Raw genomic sequence first — 18,564 nt, forward strand, 5'->3', positions numbered from 1 at the left:
GCTACCGGGGCACGTCCACCAGATTCCTCAGCGGGGCCGCAGGCTCACCATCGGCGGCCGGTCGGCCAGCGAGACCGTCGAGGTGCGGGGGGTGTACTCCTCGCCGTCGGCGAAGAACTGGGTGAGGCCGATCCCCGAGTCGGGGATGCCGCAGCGCTGCAACAGCGTGGCGATCACCTGCCGGCTCATCGACGCCAGCTCGGTCAGCGGACGGTTGCGGTGCGTGCGCACCCCGAGGTTGACCTGGGCGATCGCGTCGAGGCCGAGGCGGTCGTAGGTGTCGACGAGCAGACCGATCTCCACGCCGTAGCCGGGCGCGAAAGGCACCGAGGTCAACAACTCACGGGTGCCGGCGTACTCGCCGCCGAGCGGTTGGTACAGGCACATCAGTTCTGGGCGCAGCGCGGCCAGCAGCGGGCGGGCCACCAGTTCGGTGACGCGTCCCCCGCCGTTGGCGTCCTCACCGCCACCGACCTTCAACGGACGACGGTAGAAGCCCTTCACCAGATGCACACCGTCGGTGGTCAGCAGCGGACCGAGCAGCTTCGGCACGAACATCGGGTCCGGGTTGAGCAGGTCGGAGTCGACGAACGCGATGATGTCGCCGGTGGTGGCCGCCAGTGAGCGCCACAGCACCTCGCCCTTGCCCGGCGCCGGGGTGATCTCGGGCAGGGCGACCTCACGACTGACCACCCGCGCGCCCGCGGCGACGGCGCGGATCTCGGTGTCGTCGGTCGACCCGGAATCCAGCACGATCAGCTCGTCGACCAACCCGCCCAGCAGCGGGGTGATGGTCTCGACGACCCCGCCGACCGTCTCCTGTTCGTTGAGAGCGGGCAGCACCACCGACACGGTGCGGCCACGCTTGGCGGCGACGAGTTCGGCGATGGTCCAGTTCGGCCGGCTCCAGCTGTGGTCGTGCAACCAGCGGTGCCGAGCCACCTCGTGCAATTGCAGTTCGTTGACGCGATCAGACAACACAGTCATGCGAGTCCCCTCACCGTACGTTTCGGCTGACGGGCGCCTTTGATCGACGCAACCATCTCCAATACCCGACGCGTGGGTCCGACCTCGTGCACACGAAACATCGCCGCACCGTCAGCGGCGGCCAGAGCGGTCGCGGCCAGGGTGCCCTCGAGGCGTTCGGTCAAACCCACCCCCAGAGTCTCCCCGACAAAATCCTTGTTGCTCAGGGCCATCAGGACGGGCCATCCAGTGTTTACAAGGTCTTTCACGTGGCGCAACAAACTAAGACCGTGGTAAGTGTTCTTGCCGAAATCGTGGGTCGGGTCGATGAGAATCCGGTCGCGCGAAACCCCCAGAGCCACCGCCCGTCGAGCCGCGGCCGTCACCTCGGCGATCACGTCGTCGACCACGCCACGCTCGGTGATGCCGTAGTTCACCCGGAACGGACGGGTGCGCGGCACCGCCCCGCCGGTGTGCGAACACACCAGACCGGCGTCGAACTCGGCGGCGACCCCGGCCAACTCGGGGTCGGCGCCGCTCCAGGTGTCGTTGATCAGGTCCGCCCCGGCCGCGCACGCCTGCTTGGCCACCTCGGCCCGCCAGGTGTCGACGGAGATCAGCTGGTCCGGGAACGTCGCGCGCAGCCATTCGATGAACGGCACCACCCGGGCGATCTCCTCGTCGACGTCGACCGTCGCGCCCGGACCGGCCTTCACACCGCCCACGTCGACGACGTCGGCGCCGTCGGCGATGACGCGGTGAGCTGCCTGCTTGGCGGCCTCGTCGGCGAACGTCGCGCCGCGGTCGTAGAACGAGTCCGGCGTCCGGTTCACGATCGCCATGATCAGCGCGCGATCACCGGCCACCGGCCGTCCCAGAAACGTCCGCCGACAGCTCGAGGTCACCCTCCCAGGCTACGTTCGCGCAGCCCGTCCGGGCGAAGCCCCGCTACTTGGGCTTCTTACCGGCCGCGACCTCCTGCAGGTACTCGTCGTAGAACGGCACATAGCCTTCGTCCTTGCCGGAGAGCACATAGATCGGGTCGTCGACCTTGACGTCGTCGTCATCGCCTTCGCCGCTGGATCCGCCGTAGCCCTCCTTGCGCAGATCCACCTTCTGGCTCTTGAACGTCGAGGTGTAGGCGATCTCGTCGACCACGCGCACGAACAGGGGCACCGCATAACCGGGCAGCTTGTCGTAGACCGCGTCGGCCAACGCCTTGCCGTCGAACTCCTGCCCGTCCTTGAGCTGGACCGCGACCATGCCCGCCCTGCCCCCGGTTTCGGGCACCTCGACGCCGTAGACCGTGCACTCCTCGACCTGTTCGTCGGTGGCCACCGCGGCCTCGACCTCGGTGGTCGCGACATTCTCGCCCTTCCAGCGGAAGGTGTCGCCGAGGCGGTCGGTGAAGGCGGCGTGCCCGAAGCCCTGGTACTGCATCAGGTCTCCGGTGTTGAACCAGACGTCGCCCTTCTTGAACGCGTCGCGCACCAGCTTCTTCTCCGACTCCTCGTCGTCGGTGTAGCCGTCGAACGGCTGGAAGCTGCTGACCTTCGACAGCAGCAGGCCCGGCTCACCGTTGGCGACCCGGCGGACGCGGCCGTCCTTGTCGCGGACGGGTTCGCCGTCCTCGTCGTACTCGACGAACGCGACCGGGGTCGGGCAGATCCCGGTCGTCTTGTCGATGTTGAAGAAGTTGACGAACGCGGTGTTGCTCTCGCTGGCCGAATAAAACTCGCAGACGCGTTCGATGCCGAACCGCTTGGTGAAGTCGTCCCAGATGCTGGGGCGCAGCCCGTTGCCGCAGATGACGCGGACCTTGTGCTGGCGGTCGGTGGGCTTTTCCGGCTGGTTGAGCAGGTAGGCGCAGACCTCGCCGATGTAGACGAACGCGGTGGCGTCGTAGCGGATGACGTCGTCCCAGAACTTCGACGCCGAGAACGACTTGCCGATCGCCAGGGTCGCCCCGGAGTTCAGCACCGACGACAGCGCCACCGTCAGCGCGTTGTTGTGGTAGAGCGGCAGACAGCAGTACAGGGTGTCGTTGCTGTGCAGGCGCATCCCGAGACCGCCGAAGCCGGCCAGGGCACGCAGCCAGCGGTAGTGGGTCATGACGCTGGCCTTCGGCATGCCGGTGGTGCCGGAGGTGAAGATGTAGAACGCCTTGTCCTTGGCCAGCACCGCCGATGTGGCGGCCGGGTTGGAGGTGGACGCGGTCTCGGCGAGTTTCTGGAAGTCCTCGAGGGTGATCACGACGTCGGTGTCGGCACCAGAATCGGAGATCGGCTCGACGAACTCGCTTTCGGCGACCACGACCTTCGCCGACAGCAGACCGAGGCTGTGCTTGAGGACTTCGTCGCGCTGGTGGTAGTTCAGCATGCCGGAGATGGCGCCGCACTTGACGGCCGCGAGCATCAGCAAGATGGGTTCGGGTGAGTTGCGCATCATGATGCCGACGACGTCGCCCTTGCCGACGCCCTTGGCGGCCAGGACAGAGGCGTACCGGTTCACGGTCTCGTTGGCTTCGCGGTACGTGATGTTGCGGTCCTCGAACTTCAGGAACACGTTGTCGGCGTATTGCGCCGCGCGGTCCTGGAACACCTTCCCGATGGACGTCTTGGCCGAAGGCCGGGCACCGAACCCGGTGACGACACCCCGGACCATCGTGGGTATGTCGTTCAGCAGACCCGGCACCTGTTTGGCGAGATCAAGCAGTCCGACGCTGCTTCGGGTCCCCGACTGGTTCGTCATAGTTGCCGCTCTTCCTCCGCTGTCGATGTGTGGGTCACCCTAGCCAGGTGCGCATGCGACCAGAGCGGCATCGACGTCGTCGACGACGGTGAGAATGCCCATCGCGCCCTCGCCCACGTATCCGGTGCCGACCAGCCCGCGTAGCCAGGCCAGCAGACCGTCGTAGTGCCCGACAGTGTCGAGCATCACGATCGGTTTGTTGTGCATACCCAAATACGCCGCTGTCCAGGCTTCGAAGAATTCTTCCAGGGTGCCGATGCCTCCGGGTAGCGCGAGGAACGCGTCGGCGCGGTCCTCCATGACTTGTTTGCGTTCCCGCATGGTGTCGGTGACGACGAGTTCGTCGGCGTCGGTGTCGGCGACCTCTTTGTGGATCAGGGCTTTGGGGATGACGCCGACGGTGTAGCCGCCGCGTTCGCGGGCGGCCTGGGCCACCGCCCCCATCGCCGAGACGTTGCCGCCCCCTGAGACCAGCGTCCAGCCGCGCTCGGCGATCGCGGCGCCGACCCGCCGGGCCAACTCGATCAGCTCCGGGTGTGTCGGCCCGGAAGCGCAGTACACGCACACCGCCCATTCGCGGTCGGGATCTCGGGACACAGGCTCAAACCTAGCCATAGACTCCGGCGGTGCCTGTGCCACTGCCGGTTCGATGGGTGACCGCACCGGCCGAACCCGTGTTGGCCGAGGTCGACGCGGCGCTGTGGGCCCACGGCGGCGCCGCGCTGGTGGGACCTGCCGGGGTGGGCAAGACCACGTTGGCGCGTCGGTCGCTGGAACGGGTCGCGCCCGACTTCCCGCGGGTGGACTGGATACGGGCGACACCGATCGGTGCGCAGGTCCCGTTCGCCGCGTTCGAGCATCTGGTGGACATCCCGGCGACCGGGAAGACCGCCGCGGTGCTCGAGGCCGCCCGTGAACACCTGGGCGACGGTCGTCTGTTGGTGGTCGACGACGCGCATCTGCTCGACCCGCTGTCGGCGGCGCTGGTCTACCAACTGGCGGTGAGCGGGTCGGTGACCCTGCTCGTGACGGTTTCCACCGACGGCGACGACGTGGCGGCGTGGCTGCCCGCGGAGGTGGCGGCGCTGTGGCAGGACGAGCTGGTCCACCGGATCGAGCTGCACCCGCCCGGTCACGAGGACGCTCGGCTGCGGGCTCAGGTCAACTCGTACGTCGACGATCTGGACGCCGACGCGCACCGGGTCCTGGAGTTTTTGTCGGTCGCCGATCCCCTGCCGCTCGAGGTGGCTGCGTTGCTGACCAGCGCCCGCGCTGTCGAGGCGGCGCTGCAGTCACAGGCGGTGGTCCTCGGCGCCGACGGGCTGGGTGCGGCGCATCCGTTGTTCACCGACGCGGTGCGCGAGGTGCTCGGCGGGCCGGAACTGCGCCGGCTGCGCAGCGCGGTGGCGGCTCGGCTGCCCGCCGACGGCGTGGTGGCGCGGTTGCGCCGCGCGGTGCTGGCCGTCGACAGCGACTGGTCGGCCCCGCGCGGGGAGTTGCAGGGCGCCGCGGGAGACGCGTTGCGGCTGGGCGCGCTCGAGCTGTCCGAACGGCTCGCCCGGTCGGCGCTACGGACGGACACCGACCTCGGGGCGCGGCTGACGCTCGGCTATGCGTTGGCCTGGCAGGGACGCGGCCGGGAGGCCGACGAGGTGCTCGCCGGCATCGACCCGGACACGCTCTCGGAGCCGGAGTTGTTGGCGTGGGCGCTGCCGACGGCGGCGAACCGGTTCTGGATGCTGTCGCAACCCGAGCACGCCACCGCGTTGCTGCAGAACACGCGCACCAAACTGGCGGCGCCGGCCGCGCGCACCACACTGGACGCGTTGTCCGCGACGTTCGCGATGAACTCCGGAAACCTGGCGCGGGCAACGGAACTGGCGGACTCGGTGCTGTCCTCTCCGGCGGCTGACGACACCGCGATCGGGTGGGCCGCGTCTGCCGCGGCGTTGACGTCGGCACGGCGCGGGCACTTCGCCGGCGTTGACGCGCTGGCGCGGCGCGCGGTGGCCGCGGGCCAACCGGGACTGCTGCGCTTCACCAGTGGCTACGGTCAGGTCACCGCACTGATCATGAACGGCGAGCCGCGCCAGGCCCTGAACCTGGCACAGCGGCTGACCGATTTCGCGCAGCGCCGGCAGCCGGGGCGCGCGATCGGCGAGGTGGTGCAGGCCGACGTGCTGATCGCCCAAGGCGAACTCGAAGGGGCCGTCGAATTGCTGCGCAGCGCCGCGGCGACGCTGGCGCCGACCGGCTACTCGTGGGGTCCGCTGGCGTGGATGCTGTTGGCGCAGGCTTCGGGTCGGCTCGGTCATGCGGTCGAGGCCGGAAAAGCGTTGGCACGCGCGGAGGCTCGGCACGGACTCAAATCGATGCTGTTCGCACCGGAACTCGCGTTGGCGCGGGCGTGGACGAATGCGGCACGACGCGACGCGTTCGGCGCGGTCGCAGCGGCCCGAGACGCGGCCAGGGCCGCGCAGCGCGGAGGGCAGCACGCCGTGGCACTGCGCGCGCTGGACTCGGCCGTCCAGCTCGGCGACCGGCGCGCGCTGGAAGCGTTGACGCGGTGCAGCTCTGAGGTCGACTGCGCGTTCGGTCGTGCGGCGATCGCGCGTGCCCGCGCCTAGGTCTTCTCGGTCAGGGTCCGGTTGTGCAGCCGCAGTTCGCGGTGCACGTCGAGCGCGTCGAGGAACCTGTCGTCGTGGCTCACCACGAGGAACGCGCCGCGGTAGGCGCGCAGCGCGGCTTCGAGCTGCGCGACACCGGCGAGGTCCAGGTTGTTGGTCGGCTCGTCGAGCAGCAGCAGGTGCGGTGCGGGTTCGGCGAACAGCACACACGCCAGCGTCGCCCGCAGGCGTTCTCCGCCGGACAGCCCCCGCACCGTTTGGTCCACCGTGTCGCCGCGGAACAGGAACTGCGCCAACAGGTGTCGCCGGTGCGTGGTCGACAGGCTGGGCGCGAACGCGGCGAGGTTCTGCGCGACAGTGCGGTCGTCGTCGAGCAGGTCGAGCCGCTGCGAGACGTAGGCCACCCGGCCCGCGGCGACCTGCACCGAACCCTGCTGCGGCGTGATCTGTCCGCACAGCACGCGTAGCAACGTCGTCTTACCCGCACCGTTGGGCCCGGTGAGCGCGACGTGTTCGGGTCCGCGCACGGTCAGGTTCACCCCGTCGAGGATCCGGCGTCCGCCGAGATCGACGCCGACGTCGTCGGCGGTCAACACGATCCGTCGGGCGGCGACGTCGGTGTCCGGGAGGTTGAGCACCAGCGCGTCGTCGTCGCGCAGGGCCTGTTCGGCGTCGGCGAGGCGAGCCCGGGCCTCCTCGACCCGTCGGGCGTGCACGTCGTCGACTCGGCCGCTGGTTTCCTGCGCACGCCGCTTGCGGGCGCCCGCAACGATTTTCGGCAGCCCGGCGTCGGCCAGGCCCCGGGCGGCGGTACCGGCACGGCGGTCGGCGCGCTCGCGGGCCTGTTGGCGTTGCCGGCTCTGCCGCTTCAGTTGCTGTTCGGCGTTGCGGACCGCGGCGTGGGCCGCCTCGGCGCCGGCCGCGACCGCGGCCTGGTACTCGGTGAAATCACCTCCGTAGAGGGTGATTCCACCGCGGTGCAGTTCGGCGATCTGGTCCATCCGGTCGAGCAGGACACGGTCGTGGCTGACCACCAGCAGACATCCGTGGTAGTCGTCGAGCGCACGGTAGAGCCGGCGACGTGCCGCGGTGTCGAGGTTGTTGGTCGGTTCGTCGAGAAGCAGAATGTCGTTGCGGCGCAACAGCTGTCGGGCCAGCCCGAGGAAGACCACCTCGCCGCCGGACAGGGTCTCCAGCGGCCGGTCGAGCGTGAGGTGCCCGAGGCCGAGTCGGTCCAGGTGGGCGCGGCTGCGTTCCTCGATGTCCCAGTCGTCGCCGATGGTGACGAACAGCTCCTCGCTGGTGTCGCCGGCGCTCAGCGCGGCGAGCGCGTCGAGGGCCGGCGCCACGCCCAGCAGGTCGGCCACGCTGCGGCCGGACATCAGCGGCAGCGTCTGCGGCAGGTGGCCGACGGAGCCGTCGACGGTGACCGCACCGCTGGTCGGCGTCAGCTCGCCCGCGATGACGCGCAGCAGCGTGCTCTTTCCGGCTCCGTTGGCGGCGACCAGGCCGGTGCGCCCGGCGGTCAGCGCGAACGTCAGACCCGAGAACAGTTCGGTGCCGTCGGGCCAGCAGAACCCGAGATCGGTACAGACCACAGAAGCAGACATGAGGAGACGCTTTCCGCATGCGGGCGTGAGCCCGCGGATCGAACAGGACGGCGTGCCGGCTCAGCCGGTGATGTCGTCTCCCCACATGCCTTTCAGGCTAGAGGCGCGGTCAACCGATTAAATAGCCGCGCAGCATCTCGGTGGCCGCGGTGATCTTGTCGACCGCGACGTGTTCGTCGGCGCGGTGCGCCAGGTTGGGGTCGCCAGGGCCGTAGTTGACCGCGGGGATGCCTAGCGCCGCGAACCGCGACACGTCGGTCCAGCCGTACTTGGCGCGCACCTGCCCGCCGGCGGCGGCGACGAGCGCGGCGGCGGCCGGGCGGGTGAGACCGGGTAGCGCCCCGGCGGCCGAGTCGGTGAGTTCGAGGGCGACGTCGAGGCCGTCGAAAACCTCGCAGACATGCGCGTAGGCCGCCTCGACGCTGCGGTCGGGCGCGAAACGGAAGTTGACCGTGACCGTCGCCGCGTCGGGGATCACGTTGCCGGCGATGCCGCCGTCGATGCGCACCGCGGACAGGCCCTCGCGGTAGACACACCCGTCGATGTCGACGTCGCGGGCCCGGTAGGCGTTCAGCCGTGCCAGTACATCGCCGAGTTTGTGAATGGCGTTGTCGCCCAACCATGATCGGGCGGAGTGCGCGCGGGTGCCCCGGGTGGAGATGCGCATCCGCAGCGTGCCCTGACAGCCCGCCTCGATGTAGCCGTCCGAGGGCTCGCCGAGGATCGCAACGTCGGCGTCGAGCCACTGCGGAAGTTCGCGTTCGATGCGGCCCAGACCGTTGGCGGAGGCTTCGATCTCCTCGCAGTCGTAGAGCACGAGGGTGATGTCATGGGCGGGTTCGGTGACGGTGGCCGCCAGGTGCAGGAAGACCGCGTCGCCGGCTTTCATGTCCGAGGTGCCGCAGCCGCGCAGGACGCCGCCCTCGAGTCGGCTGGGCATGTTGTCGGCGGCCGGAACAGTGTCGGTGTGCCCGGCCAACAGCACGCGTGACGGTTTGCCGAAGTCGGTTCGGGCCAGCACCGCGTCGCCGTTGCGGATGATCTCGTAGCCGGTGGTCTGCTCGCGCAACGCGGCTTCGATCTCGTCGGCGATGCGCTTCTCGTGCCGCGATTCGCTGGGGATGTCGACCAGCGCAGCGGTCAGCGCAACCGGGTCACCGTGCAGGTCGAGCGTCACAGCCCTGACGTTAGTCTTAGCGCCGTGACTTCTGCATCAGGCATCGGTTTGGCGACGATCACTGCGGACGGAACCGTCCTCGACACCTGGTTCCCGGCACCCGAGCTCGGCGGTGACGGCCCGGCCGGGACCACCCGGCTGTCGGTGGCCGAGATTCCCGAGGCATTGGCGACGCTGACCGGCCGCGACGAGGACCGCGACGTCGAGGTGGTCGCGGTGCGCACGGTCATCGCGTCGCTCGACGACAAGGCGGCCGACGCCTACGACGGTTACCTGCGCCTGCACCTGCTGTCGCACCGGCTGGTCGCGCCGCACGGCCTGAACGCCGACGGGCTGTTCGGCGTGTTGACCAACGTGGTGTGGACGAACTTCGGGCCGTGCCAGGTCGAGGGCTTCGAGACCGTGCGCGCACGGCTGCGCAGCCGCGGCCAGGTCGCCGTGTACGGGGTGGACAAGTTCCCCCGCATGGTCGACTACGTGCTGCCGTCCGGGGTGCGCATCGCCGACGCCGACCGGGTGCGGTTGGGCGCGCATCTGGCCGCCGGCACCACGGTGATGCATGAGGGCTTCGTCAACTTCAACGCCGGCACGCTGGGCAGCTCGATGGTGGAGGGGCGCATCTCGGCCGGCGTGGTGGTCGACGACGGCTCCGACATCGGCGGCGGCGCCTCCATCATGGGCACGCTGTCCGGCGGCGGCACCGAGGTGATCTCGGTCGGCAAGCGCTGCCTGCTGGGCGCCAACGCTGGCCTGGGCATCTCGCTGGGTGACGACTGCGTTGTCGAGGCGGGGCTCTATGTGACCGCGGGTACCAAGGTGCAGACCGCGGACGGGCAGACCGTGAAAGCGCGGGAATTCTCCGGCGCGAACAACCTGCTGTTCCGCCGCAACTCGCTGTCCGGGGCGGTCGAGGTGGTCAAGCGCGACGGTTCTGGCATCACCCTCAACGAGGCCCTGCACGCCAACTGACTTTGTTTTGCGCGAGCGCGCGTGTCTGTCCCTCGACACGCCGCGTCTCGTCAGCACTTTGCGCGCGCTCGTCACCCCGCGGCGTTGGGCAGCAGCGGCGGGCACGGCCCGGACACGAGCTCGAAATGCCAGATCTCGTTGGCGTAGATCTGACACAAGCCGAACCGCGGACCGTTCGCGATCAGCCAGTGGTCCGCGGCGGCCGGACCGATGTCGACAGCCTGGCCGATGACATGCTTGGACACCTCGGGCGTTGCGACCAGTTCGGCGGCTTTCGCTCGGCTGCCGTAGGTGCGCACGGCGTCGTCGAACAGCCGCTGCTGAAAGCCCGGTGACCGCCAGCCCGAGGTCACCTTCAGCTCGACGCCTTGGGCCGCAGCGGCTCGCGTGGCTTCCTGCACTGCGCGCAGCAGGTTCGGATCCAGCTGCGCCAGAATCGGATTCGCCGCGTCGTCGATCGGCGAGAGCATGACGCCGTCGGGCAACCAGCCGCCGGTGGTGTCGACCGCGGCCGGTCCGATGGTCAGCGGATCCGCGGGTGGCGCGGGCGGTTCGAGCGGCGCAGGAGGCGCGAGCGGTTCGAGCGGCGCGGGCGGTTCGGGTGGCAGGGTCATGCTGGTCTGCATCAGTGCCACCGGTGGCGATTGACCGCAGGCCGCCAGGAGTCCGACGGTCAGCGCTCCGCCGATCGCGCCGAGCGCGCGGGAAATCCGAGAAAAGCCCGGCGTGTCGCCAACAGACACGCGCGCTCGCGCAAACGTCAGAGCCACTGTGCGAGCTGGGGTTTGAGGACCTTGCCCATGGCGTTGCGCGGCAGACTGTCCACCACCCGCACCTCGCGTGGGCGCTTGTGCGCCGAAAGCTGCTCCGCCACATACTCGGTCAGCTGCCCGGGTGCGGCCTCGCCGACGACGAACGCCACGATCTTCTGCCCGAGGTCGTCGTCGGGCGCGCCGATCACCGCGGCCTCGACCACCCCCGGATGACCCAACAGCACGGTCTCGATCTCACCCGCACCGACGCGGAAGCCACCGGTCTTGATCAGATCCACCGATTCCCGGCCGACGATGCGGTGCATACCGCCGCCGTCGATGACGGCGACGTCGCCGGTGCGGTACCAGCCGTCGTCGCCGAGCACGTCGGCGGTGGCGTCGGGCCGGTTGAGATAGCCGTCGAACAGCGTCGGGCTCTGCACATGCAACCGGCCGATGGTCTCCCCGTCATGAGCGACCTCGCCGCCGTCGTCGTCGACCAACCGGGTGCGCACACCCTCCAGCGGCAGCCCGACCCACCCGGGCCGGCGCTCACCGGATGCCAGGGTGCTCAGCGTGATCAACGATTCGGTGCTGCCGTACCGTTCGACGGGTGCGTGACCGCTGAGCTCGACCAGCCCGTCTAACACCGGCACCGGCAGCGCTGCGCTGCCCGACACCAGCAGCCGGGCCTGCGACATCGCCCGGGCGGCCGCACCGTCGGCGACCACCCGCGACCACACCGTCGGCACCCCGAACACCAGCGATCCACCGCGCTCGGTGACCGCCTCGGCGTACGCCGCCGGCTGCGGCTTCCCGGTGTGAATGAACCGGTTGCCGATGCGCAGCGATCCCAGCAGCCCGAGCACCAGACCGTGCACGTGGTACAGCGGCAGCCCGTGCACCAGGGTGTCCTCGGCGGTCCACTGCCACGCCTGGGCGAGCATGTCGATGTCGGCGGCGATGGCGCGACGACTGACGACCACGCCCTTGGGCGGGCCCGTGGTGCCCGAGGTGTACATGATCAGCGCGGTCGCGTCGGCCGGCGGTTCGGCGTAGCGGTGCCAGCTGCGCGCGTGCAGACGCACCGGGATGTGGCCCAGCCCTTCGGGCTCGTCGGGCTTCTCCCCCAGCCACGCCTGGGCACCGGAATCGGTGATGATGTGCCGGCGTTCGGCCGCGCCGACGTCGGCGGGCACCGGCACGGCAGGCACACCGGCGATCAGGCACCCGGCGATGGCCAGCACCGTCGACGCGGTGGGCCGGGCGAGGACCGCCACGCGGGCGGCCCCGGCCACCCGTTCGGCGACCGAGGTGGCCGCGCCGACCAGATCGCTGCGGCGCAGCGAGACGCCGTCGATGCGCACCGCATCGTCGAGCTCGGCACCAGCGGCGACGGCCGCGGGGTTCAAAGAGGCCAGCAGCACGCCCCGAAGGCTACCTGCCGGTCTGGGCATACTGTGCTCGTGGATTCGATCCGGGCCGTGGGTTCGCACGAGGTGTACCGCAACAACTGGATGACCCTCCGCGAAGACGACATCCGCAGACCGGACGGCAGCCCGGGCATCTACGCGGTGGTCGACAAACCCGATTACGCGTTGGTGATCGCCCGCGACCCCGGCGACCGATTCTGTCTGGTCGAACAGTTCCGCTACCCGTTGGGGATACGGCGCTGGGAGTTCCCCCAGGGCACCGCCCCCGGCCGCGCCGACCTGGACCCCGCCGAACTGGCCGCGCGTGAACTGCGCGAGGAGACGGGTCTGCTCGCCGAGTCGATGGCCTTCCTCGGTCTGCTCGACGTGGCCCCGGGCATGAGCAGCCAACGCGGCCGCGTGTTCCTGGCCACCGGCATCACCGAAGGTCCGCACGACCGCGAACCCGAGGAACAGGACATGACCAGCGCGTGGTTCGCCCGGTCCGAAGTCGAACAGATGATGCGCGACGGCGCGATCACCGACGCGCAGTCCCTGGCCGCGTGGACGCTGCTGCTGCTCCACGAGCGGTGATCCATTCGCCGCAAACGGCTTTCACGTTCAGCACCGATACCAAGCCGTGACTCAACCGTGGCTCAAGCGGTCGTGTCGATCAGGCACTTTGACGGGTGAGGCAATTAGGTTGCAACTGCCCACATCTGACGACACTGCGAGGAACCATGTCTGCCCCCGGGGCGCGCCGCGCGCTTGCATCTGCGACAGCCGTTGCGGCGCTGTGTGTTTGCATCCCTGCCACGGCCGAGGCCGCGCCGCAGGCATGGAACGGCCGTTACACCGTGGTGACCTACGCGTCGGACAAGATGGGCACCAGCATCGCCGCGCGGCAACCGGAACCGGACTTCAGCGCGCAGTACACGTTCACCACGTCGTGCGCCGGAATCTGCACGGCCACCGCCAGCGACGGTCCCGCACCCACCAACCCCACCATCCCGCAGCCCACCCGCTACACCTGGGACGGCAAACAGTGGCTGTTCAACTACAACTGGCAGTGGGAGTGCTTCCGCGGCGGTGACGTGCCCCGCGAGTACGCCCCGGCGCGGTCACTGGTGTTCTACGCCCCGACGCCCGACGGTTCGATGTACGGCACGTGGCGCACCGAGATTCTCGACGGCCTGTGCAAGGGCACCGTGATCATGCCGGTCGCCGCGTACCCGGCGTAACCGGTCACCCCAATCGCTGCACCGCAGCGGTCACCCGCTCGTCGGACGCCGTCAACGCGACCCGCACATGCTGGGCCCCACGCGGTCCGTAGAACTCGCCGGGGGCGACGAGGATCCCCCGCTCGGCCAGCCAGGCCAGCGTCTGCCGGCATGGTTCCCCACGCGTGGCCCACAGATACAGGCCCGCCTCGGAGTGGTCCACCGTGAAGCCGGCGGCCTCCAGCGCGCCGCGCAACGCGGTCCGTCGGCGCGCATAGCGTTCGCGCTGCACGCGCTCGTGCTCGTCGTCGTCGAATGCCGCCACCATGGCGCCCTGGACCGGGAAGGGCACCATCATCCCGGCGTGCTTGCGCACCGCCAGCAGCTCGGCCACCACGGCGGCATCCCCGGCGACCAGGCCCGCCCGGTAGCCGGCCAGCGACGACGTCTTGGACAGCGAGTGCAGTGCCAGCAGCCCGGTGTGGTCGCCGTCGCAGACGTCGGGATGCAGGATCGACACCGGCGCCGCATCCCACCCGAGACCCAGGTAGCACTCGTCGGATGCGACCAGCACGCCGCGTTCGCGGGCCCAGCCGACGACTTTGCGCAAATGGTCGACGCCGAGAACCTTGCCGGTCGGGTTGCTCGGGGAGTTCAGGTACACCAGCGCCGGGGTCAGAGGCCCTACCTGGGTCAGCGAGTCCGCACGCACGACGGCCGCTCCGGCCAGTAGCGCCCCCACCTCGTAGGTCGGGTAGGCCAGCTCCGGCACCACCACGGTGTCCCCGGCCCCCAGGCCGAGCAACGTCGGTAGCCAGGCAATGAGCTCCTTGGTGCCGATCGACGGCAGCACCGCCTGCGGCGTCAGCCCGGTGATGCCGTACCGACGTTCCAGCGCGGCGACCGCCGACGAGCGCAGCGCCTCGGTACCAGCGGTCGTCGGGTAGCCGGGAGCAGCACTCGCCGCGGCCAGCGCATCACGGATGACAGGGGCGACCGGGTCGACGGGCGTACCTACCGAGAGGTCGACGATGCCGTCAGGGTGCGCCCGGGCAGCCGTGGTGACCTCCGACAGCGTGTCCCACGGGAACACCGGCAGAGCCGCGGATTTCAGCGGTCGGCGGACCGTCCCGACTTCGTCAGGACCGCCAGGTGCGGGCGTCGTCGTCCTCAGTCCTCGCCCTGCGGAGGCAGGTCCTTGACCGCCTGCGGGTCGTTGTCGGTCTGCCCGACCTTCGAGGCGCCGCCGGGAGAACCGAGCTCGGTGAAGAAGTCCGCGTTGGACTGGGTGTAGCTGCTCCACTGGTCGGGGACGTCGTCCTCGTAGTAGATGGCCTCAACGGGGCACACCGGTTCGCAAGCGCCGCAGTCGACGCATTCGTCCGGGTGGATGTACAGCATGCGAGCGCCCTCGTAGATGCAGTCGACAGGGCATTCCTCGATGCACGCCTTGTCTTTGACGTCGACGCAAGGCTCGGCAATGACGTACGTCACCTAACTTCTCCTCAAGTCCTCGAACTGCAATCCTGCGGGCTGCTTAACAGGCAGAGAGCTCAACTGCGAACAGGTCCCAGCAAGTATCCCTGCCGTCGTTGGGACGTTTGTCTCAGTGTGCCCTAAGTTGCGCAAAACCGAGTTAGGGGTTGCGCACGGTTACAGATACTAACCGTCTCGTTTCCCATCCGCCTAGTCGGCACGCCCGGCCCGTCATCCCGCGGACGACCGGATGGGAACAAATGCGGACTACGGTCCGTTTACCTATCTGAGGCCCGCGAAGTCGGCGCCCGCAGCATGACCGAATCAACTCGAGGAGGACTCTCATGACCACAGCTACCGCCACCACCCTGTCCGCCGGCACCTGGGCCATCGACCCGGTGCACTCGTCGGTCGGCTTCTCCGTACGCCACCTGATGGTGAGCAAGGTCCGCGGCGAATTCGAGAAGTTCCACGGCGCCATCACCGTCGCCGAGAACGGCACCCCGTCGGTGCAGGCCGAGGTCGCCGTCGACTCGATCAACACCCGCAACGAGCAACGCGACGCCCACCTGCGCTCCGCCGAATTCTTCGACGTCGAGCGCTACCCGCTCGCCACGTTCACCTCCACCGCGATCCGCCCCGAAGGCGAGGACTATGTGCTCGACGGCGAGCTGACCCTCAAGGGCGTGACCAAGCCGATCTCACTGAACCTCGAGTTCAACGGTGTCGGCACCGGCATGGACGGCGGCGAGGTCGCCGGCTTCGAGGCGTCGGTCGTGCTCAACCGGCGCGACTTCGGCATCGACATCGACATGCCGTTGGAGTCCGGCGGCGTGGTCGTCGGCGACAAGGTCACCGTCGTCCTGACCATCGAAGCCGTCAAGCAGTCCTGACCCCAGGTGCTCGCAGCGAAAAGCCTGTGTCACACGGCTTTTCGCTGCGGGCCTCAGGCCGCCAGCGGCGCGTAGGTTGTCGTGCGCTGGCGCGCGGGCCGGCCGATGCCGGCCGCGATCTCCACCAGGTCCTCGACGCTCTTGTACGAGCCGAACTCCGACCCGGCCATCCGCGAGATCGTCTCTTCCATCAGCGTGCCGCCCAGGTCGTTGGCACCGCCGTTGAGCATCACCTGCGTGCGCTCCACGCCGAGCTTGACCCAGCTGGTCTGGATGTTGGCGATCCTGCCGTGCAGCATGATCCGCGCCAGCGCGTGCACCGCACGGTTGTCGCGGTGCGTCGGACCCGGGCGCGCTCCCCCGGCCAGGTACAGCGGCGAGGACTGATGGACGAACGGCAACGGCACGAACTCGGTGAACCCGCCGGTGCGGTCCTGGATGTCGCGCAGCACCCGCAGGTGGCCCACCCAGTGCCGCGGGGTGTCGACGTGGCCGTACATCATCGTCGAGCTCGAGCGCAGCCCGACTTCGTGGGCGGTGGTGACGACGTCGATCCACATCGACGTCGGCAGCTTCCCTTTGGTCAGCACCCACCGCACCTCGTCGTCGAGGATCTCGGCCGCGGTGCCCGGGATCGACCCCAGACCGGCCTCGCGCAGCGCGATCAGCCACTCCCGCACGCTCAGACCACTTTTGGTGACCCCGTTGGCGATCTCCATGGGACTGAACGCATGCACGTGCATCGACGGCACCCGCGCCTTGACCGCACGCACCAGATCGGCGTACCCGGTGACCGGCAGCTCCGGGTCGATGCCGCCCTGCATGCACACCTCGGTCGCGCCGGCGACGTGTGCTTCCCACGCCCGGTCGGCCACCTCCTGCGTGGACAGCGAATAGGCGTCGGCGTCGCCTTTGCGTTGCGCGAAGGCGCAGAAGCGGCAGCCGGTGTAGCAGATGTTGGTGAAGTTGATGTTGCGGTTGACGACGAACGTCACGTCGTCGCCGACGGTGTCGCGACGTAGCGAGTCCGCCAGTGCGGCAACGGCATCCAGGGCCGGACCGTCGGCGGTGGCCAGCGCCAGGTATTCGTCGTCGGTGCAGCCGGCCGGGTCGTGTTCAGCAGAGCGCAGCGCTGCGAGCACGTCGGTGTCGATGCGTTCGGGTGCGCGGGTGGCCAGCTCCTCCACCTTCGCACGGATCGACTCCCAGTCACCGAATGCGCTGCCCAGATCGCTGCGGGTCTCGGTCAGCCGGCCGCTGCTGTCGATCGCGGTGTGCAGGTCGGTACGACCCAGCGACTCGGACGCCTCGTCGGGCTCCTGCCAGGGTCGTCCGACGGGGTTGACGTCGAGGGCGTAGCCGGTGTCGGGGTCGGCCAGCGCGTCGACATGTCCACGCACGCGCGGGTCGATCCACGCGGCGCCGGCCTGCACGTACTGCGGTTGCGCGGTCAGGCGCTGCACCAGGTCGTACCCGGCCTCGGCGGTGACGGCGGCCAGCTCGTCGAGCGCGGGCCACGGCCGCTCGGGGTTGACGTGGTCGGGGGTCAACGGCGAGACGCCACCCCAGTCGTCGACGCCGGCGCCGATCAGCGCGAGGCACTCCTGCCGCGAGACCAGGTTCGGGGGCGCCTGAATGCGCACCTTCGGCCCCATCACCAGGCGGGTGACCGCGATGGTGGCCAGGAAATCCTCGAACCCCGCGTCGGGCGCCGAGGCCATCGCGGTGTGGTCCTTGGCGCGGAAGTTCTGCACGATCACTTCCTGAATGTGCCCGAATTCCTTGTGCGAGCGCCGGATCGCGTGGATGGTCTCGGCCCGCTCGGTCAGGCTCTCACCGATACCCACCAACAGACCGGTGGTGAACGGAATGGACAACCGCCCCGCGTCGGCCAGTGTGCGCAGCCGCACCTCGGGGTCTTTGTCGGGGCTGCCGTAATGGGCGGCACCACGGGTCTCGAACAACCGACGCGACGTGGTTTCCAGCATCATGCCCATCGACGGCGCAACGGGTTTGAGCCGCGAGAGCTCCGCCCAGCTCATCACGCCGGGGTTCAGGTGGGGCAGCAGGCCGGTCTCCTCGAGCACCCGGATCGCCATCGCTCGCACGTAGTCCAGCGTGGAGTCGTACCCGCGCTCGTCGAGCCACTGCCGCGCCTCGTCCCAGCGCGCCTCCGGCCGGTCACCGAGGGTGAACAGCGCTTCCTTGCAACCCATCTCGGCACCGCGGCGCGCCACGTCGAGAATCTCGTCGGGCTCCATGTACATGCCCATGCCTGCGGAGCGCAGCCGGCCGGGCACGGTGACGAAGGTGCAGTAGTGGCAGGTGTCCCGGCACAGGTGCGTCACCGGGATGAACACCTTGCGCGAATAGCTCACCGGGAGGCGTCCGGTGGCGCCGCGGCGTCCGGCATCCTGCAGTCCGGCGTCGCGTACGCGGGCGGCGCTGGCGCACAGGTCGGTCAGCTCGTCGCCGCGCGCGGTCAACGCGATCGCGGCCTCGTCGACGTTGAGGGCCACGCCGTCGCGGGCCCGGCGCAGCACACGCCGCACCGCGGCGGTGTTGTGCGCGGCAGGGATGACCGGGTCTGGCAGGTTGGCGCCGTGCTGGGGGTTCAGAGCCACTTCCCTGTAACCCCGACGTTGTCGTGGATCATCCGCGCATCTCACGATCTGGAACAGCATGCGCCTGCCATGCACCGGACATAGAGG

Annotated in this window: 16 protein-coding genes; 5 read left to right on the forward strand and 11 right to left on the reverse strand. The window is 69.4% G+C overall.

Annotated elements, in window-relative coordinates:
• Positions 1-27 precede the first annotated feature (27 nt).
• The 4 genes from ACQI46_RS20735 to ACQI46_RS20750 all read right to left on the reverse strand — a co-directional run bounded on the left by ACQI46_RS20735 (position 28) and on the right by ACQI46_RS20750 (position 4,314).
• Complete coding sequence (locus tag ACQI46_RS20735; protein WP_427095921.1) at positions 28-987, reverse strand: glucosyl-3-phosphoglycerate synthase; 960 nt, start codon at positions 985-987, stop codon at positions 28-30.
• The gene (folP, locus tag ACQI46_RS20740) at positions 984-1,808 is read right to left on the reverse strand and encodes a dihydropteroate synthase (RefSeq protein ID WP_427095993.1); all 825 of its coding nucleotides are present in this window, start codon (positions 1,806-1,808) and stop codon (positions 984-986) included. The genes ACQI46_RS20735 and folP overlap by 4 nt, the downstream gene beginning before the upstream one ends.
• A 106-nt stretch (positions 1,809-1,914) precedes the next feature.
• Positions 1,915-3,717, reverse strand: a complete 1,803-nt coding sequence (fadD6, locus tag ACQI46_RS20745; protein ID WP_427095922.1) for a long-chain-acyl-CoA synthetase FadD6 — start codon at positions 3,715-3,717, stop codon at positions 1,915-1,917.
• 39 nt (positions 3,718-3,756) lie between these two features.
• Entirely contained in the window at positions 3,757-4,314 is a 558-nt protein-coding gene (locus ACQI46_RS20750) for a TIGR00730 family Rossman fold protein (RefSeq protein WP_427095923.1), read from the reverse strand.
• Between the two features lie 29 nt (positions 4,315-4,343).
• Between ACQI46_RS20750 and ACQI46_RS20755 the strand changes: the two genes are divergently transcribed.
• Positions 4,344-6,344, forward strand: coding sequence for an AAA family ATPase (locus tag ACQI46_RS20755; protein WP_427095924.1), 2,001 nt, complete (start codon positions 4,344-4,346; stop codon positions 6,342-6,344).
• Here ACQI46_RS20755 and ACQI46_RS20760 read toward each other — a convergent pair.
• Together ACQI46_RS20760 and dapE are read right to left on the reverse strand one after the other, a co-directional pair.
• The gene (locus ACQI46_RS20760) at positions 6,341-7,954 is read right to left on the reverse strand and encodes an ABC-F family ATP-binding cassette domain-containing protein (protein ID WP_427095925.1); all 1,614 of its coding nucleotides are present in this window, start codon (positions 7,952-7,954) and stop codon (positions 6,341-6,343) included. The genes ACQI46_RS20755 and ACQI46_RS20760 overlap by 4 nt on opposite strands.
• A gap of 109 nt (positions 7,955-8,063) precedes the next feature.
• Positions 8,064-9,131: a succinyl-diaminopimelate desuccinylase gene (dapE, locus tag ACQI46_RS20765; RefSeq protein ID WP_427095926.1), complete on the reverse strand. Its 1,068-nt coding sequence runs from the start codon at positions 9,129-9,131 to the stop codon at positions 8,064-8,066.
• Here dapE and dapD point away from each other — a divergent pair.
• Positions 9,114-10,100, forward strand: coding sequence for a 2,3,4,5-tetrahydropyridine-2,6-dicarboxylate N-succinyltransferase (dapD, locus tag ACQI46_RS20770; RefSeq protein WP_427095927.1), 987 nt, complete (start codon positions 9,114-9,116; stop codon positions 10,098-10,100). The two genes, dapE and dapD, sit on opposite strands and share 18 nt — an antisense overlap.
• A 71-nt stretch (positions 10,101-10,171) precedes the next feature.
• On the opposite strand, the gene ACQI46_RS20775 is transcribed toward dapD, so the two are convergent.
• Positions 10,172-10,726, reverse strand: a complete 555-nt coding sequence (locus ACQI46_RS20775) for a M15 family metallopeptidase (protein WP_427095994.1) — start codon at positions 10,724-10,726, stop codon at positions 10,172-10,174.
• A gap of 134 nt (positions 10,727-10,860) precedes the next feature.
• Entirely contained in the window at positions 10,861-12,279 is a 1,419-nt protein-coding gene (locus ACQI46_RS20780) for an acyl-CoA synthetase (protein ID WP_427095928.1), read from the reverse strand.
• Positions 12,280-12,318: 39 nt separating this feature from the next.
• On the opposite strand from ACQI46_RS20780, the gene ACQI46_RS20785 reads away from it, so the two are divergent.
• Positions 12,319-12,858: an NUDIX domain-containing protein gene (locus tag ACQI46_RS20785; protein ID WP_427095929.1), complete on the forward strand. Its 540-nt coding sequence runs from the start codon at positions 12,319-12,321 to the stop codon at positions 12,856-12,858.
• A gap of 146 nt (positions 12,859-13,004) precedes the next feature.
• Positions 13,005-13,505 (forward strand): hypothetical protein, encoded by a 501-nt coding sequence (locus tag ACQI46_RS20790; RefSeq protein WP_427095930.1) that lies wholly within the window; start codon positions 13,005-13,007, stop codon positions 13,503-13,505.
• A gap of 4 nt (positions 13,506-13,509) precedes the next feature.
• Here ACQI46_RS20790 and dapC read toward each other — a convergent pair whose 3' ends face one another.
• A complete protein-coding gene (gene dapC, locus ACQI46_RS20795; RefSeq protein ID WP_427095995.1) occupies positions 13,510-14,598 on the reverse strand; it encodes a succinyldiaminopimelate transaminase in 1,089 nt (362 codons plus the stop codon).
• Positions 14,599-14,654: 56 nt separating this feature from the next.
• Complete coding sequence (fdxA, locus tag ACQI46_RS20800; RefSeq protein ID WP_427095931.1) at positions 14,655-14,978, reverse strand: ferredoxin; 324 nt, start codon at positions 14,976-14,978, stop codon at positions 14,655-14,657.
• A gap of 326 nt (positions 14,979-15,304) precedes the next feature.
• On the opposite strand from fdxA, the gene ACQI46_RS20805 reads away from it, so the two are divergent.
• A complete protein-coding gene (locus tag ACQI46_RS20805; protein ID WP_427095932.1) occupies positions 15,305-15,853 on the forward strand; it encodes a YceI family protein in 549 nt (182 codons plus the stop codon).
• Between the two features lie 53 nt (positions 15,854-15,906).
• On the opposite strand, the gene ACQI46_RS20810 is transcribed toward ACQI46_RS20805, so the two are convergent.
• Positions 15,907-18,477 carry a bifunctional FO biosynthesis protein CofGH gene (locus ACQI46_RS20810; RefSeq protein ID WP_427095933.1) on the reverse strand — a complete coding sequence of 857 codons (2,571 nt, stop codon included), beginning with the start codon at positions 18,475-18,477 and terminating at the stop codon, positions 15,907-15,909.
• Between the last annotated feature and the right edge of the window lie 87 nt (positions 18,478-18,564).

The sequence above is a fragment of the Mycobacterium sp. SMC-4 genome, assembly GCF_050205565.1.
GTDB lineage: Bacteria > Actinomycetota > Actinomycetes > Mycobacteriales > Mycobacteriaceae > Mycobacterium.

Excerpts from the sequence above, each read along its gene's own strand:
- ACQI46_RS20775 (WP_427095994.1), bottom strand. The coding sequence starts at position 10,726 with ATGCAGACCAGCATGACCCTGCCACCCGAACCGCCCGCGCCGCTCGAA.
- ACQI46_RS20790 (WP_427095930.1), top strand. The coding sequence starts at position 13,005 with ATGTCTGCCCCCGGGGCGCGCCGCGCGCTTGCATCTGCGACAGCCGTT.
- ACQI46_RS20805 (WP_427095932.1), top strand. The coding sequence starts at position 15,305 with ATGACCACAGCTACCGCCACCACCCTGTCCGCCGGCACCTGGGCCATC.
- ACQI46_RS20760 (WP_427095925.1), bottom strand. The coding sequence starts at position 7,954 with ATGTCTGCTTCTGTGGTCTGTACCGATCTCGGGTTCTGCTGGCCCGAC.
- fadD6 (WP_427095922.1), bottom strand. The coding sequence starts at position 3,717 with ATGACGAACCAGTCGGGGACCCGAAGCAGCGTCGGACTGCTTGATCTC.
- folP (WP_427095993.1), bottom strand. The coding sequence starts at position 1,808 with ATGGCGATCGTGAACCGGACGCCGGACTCGTTCTACGACCGCGGCGCG.
- ACQI46_RS20735 (WP_427095921.1), bottom strand. The coding sequence starts at position 987 with ATGACTGTGTTGTCTGATCGCGTCAACGAACTGCAATTGCACGAGGTG.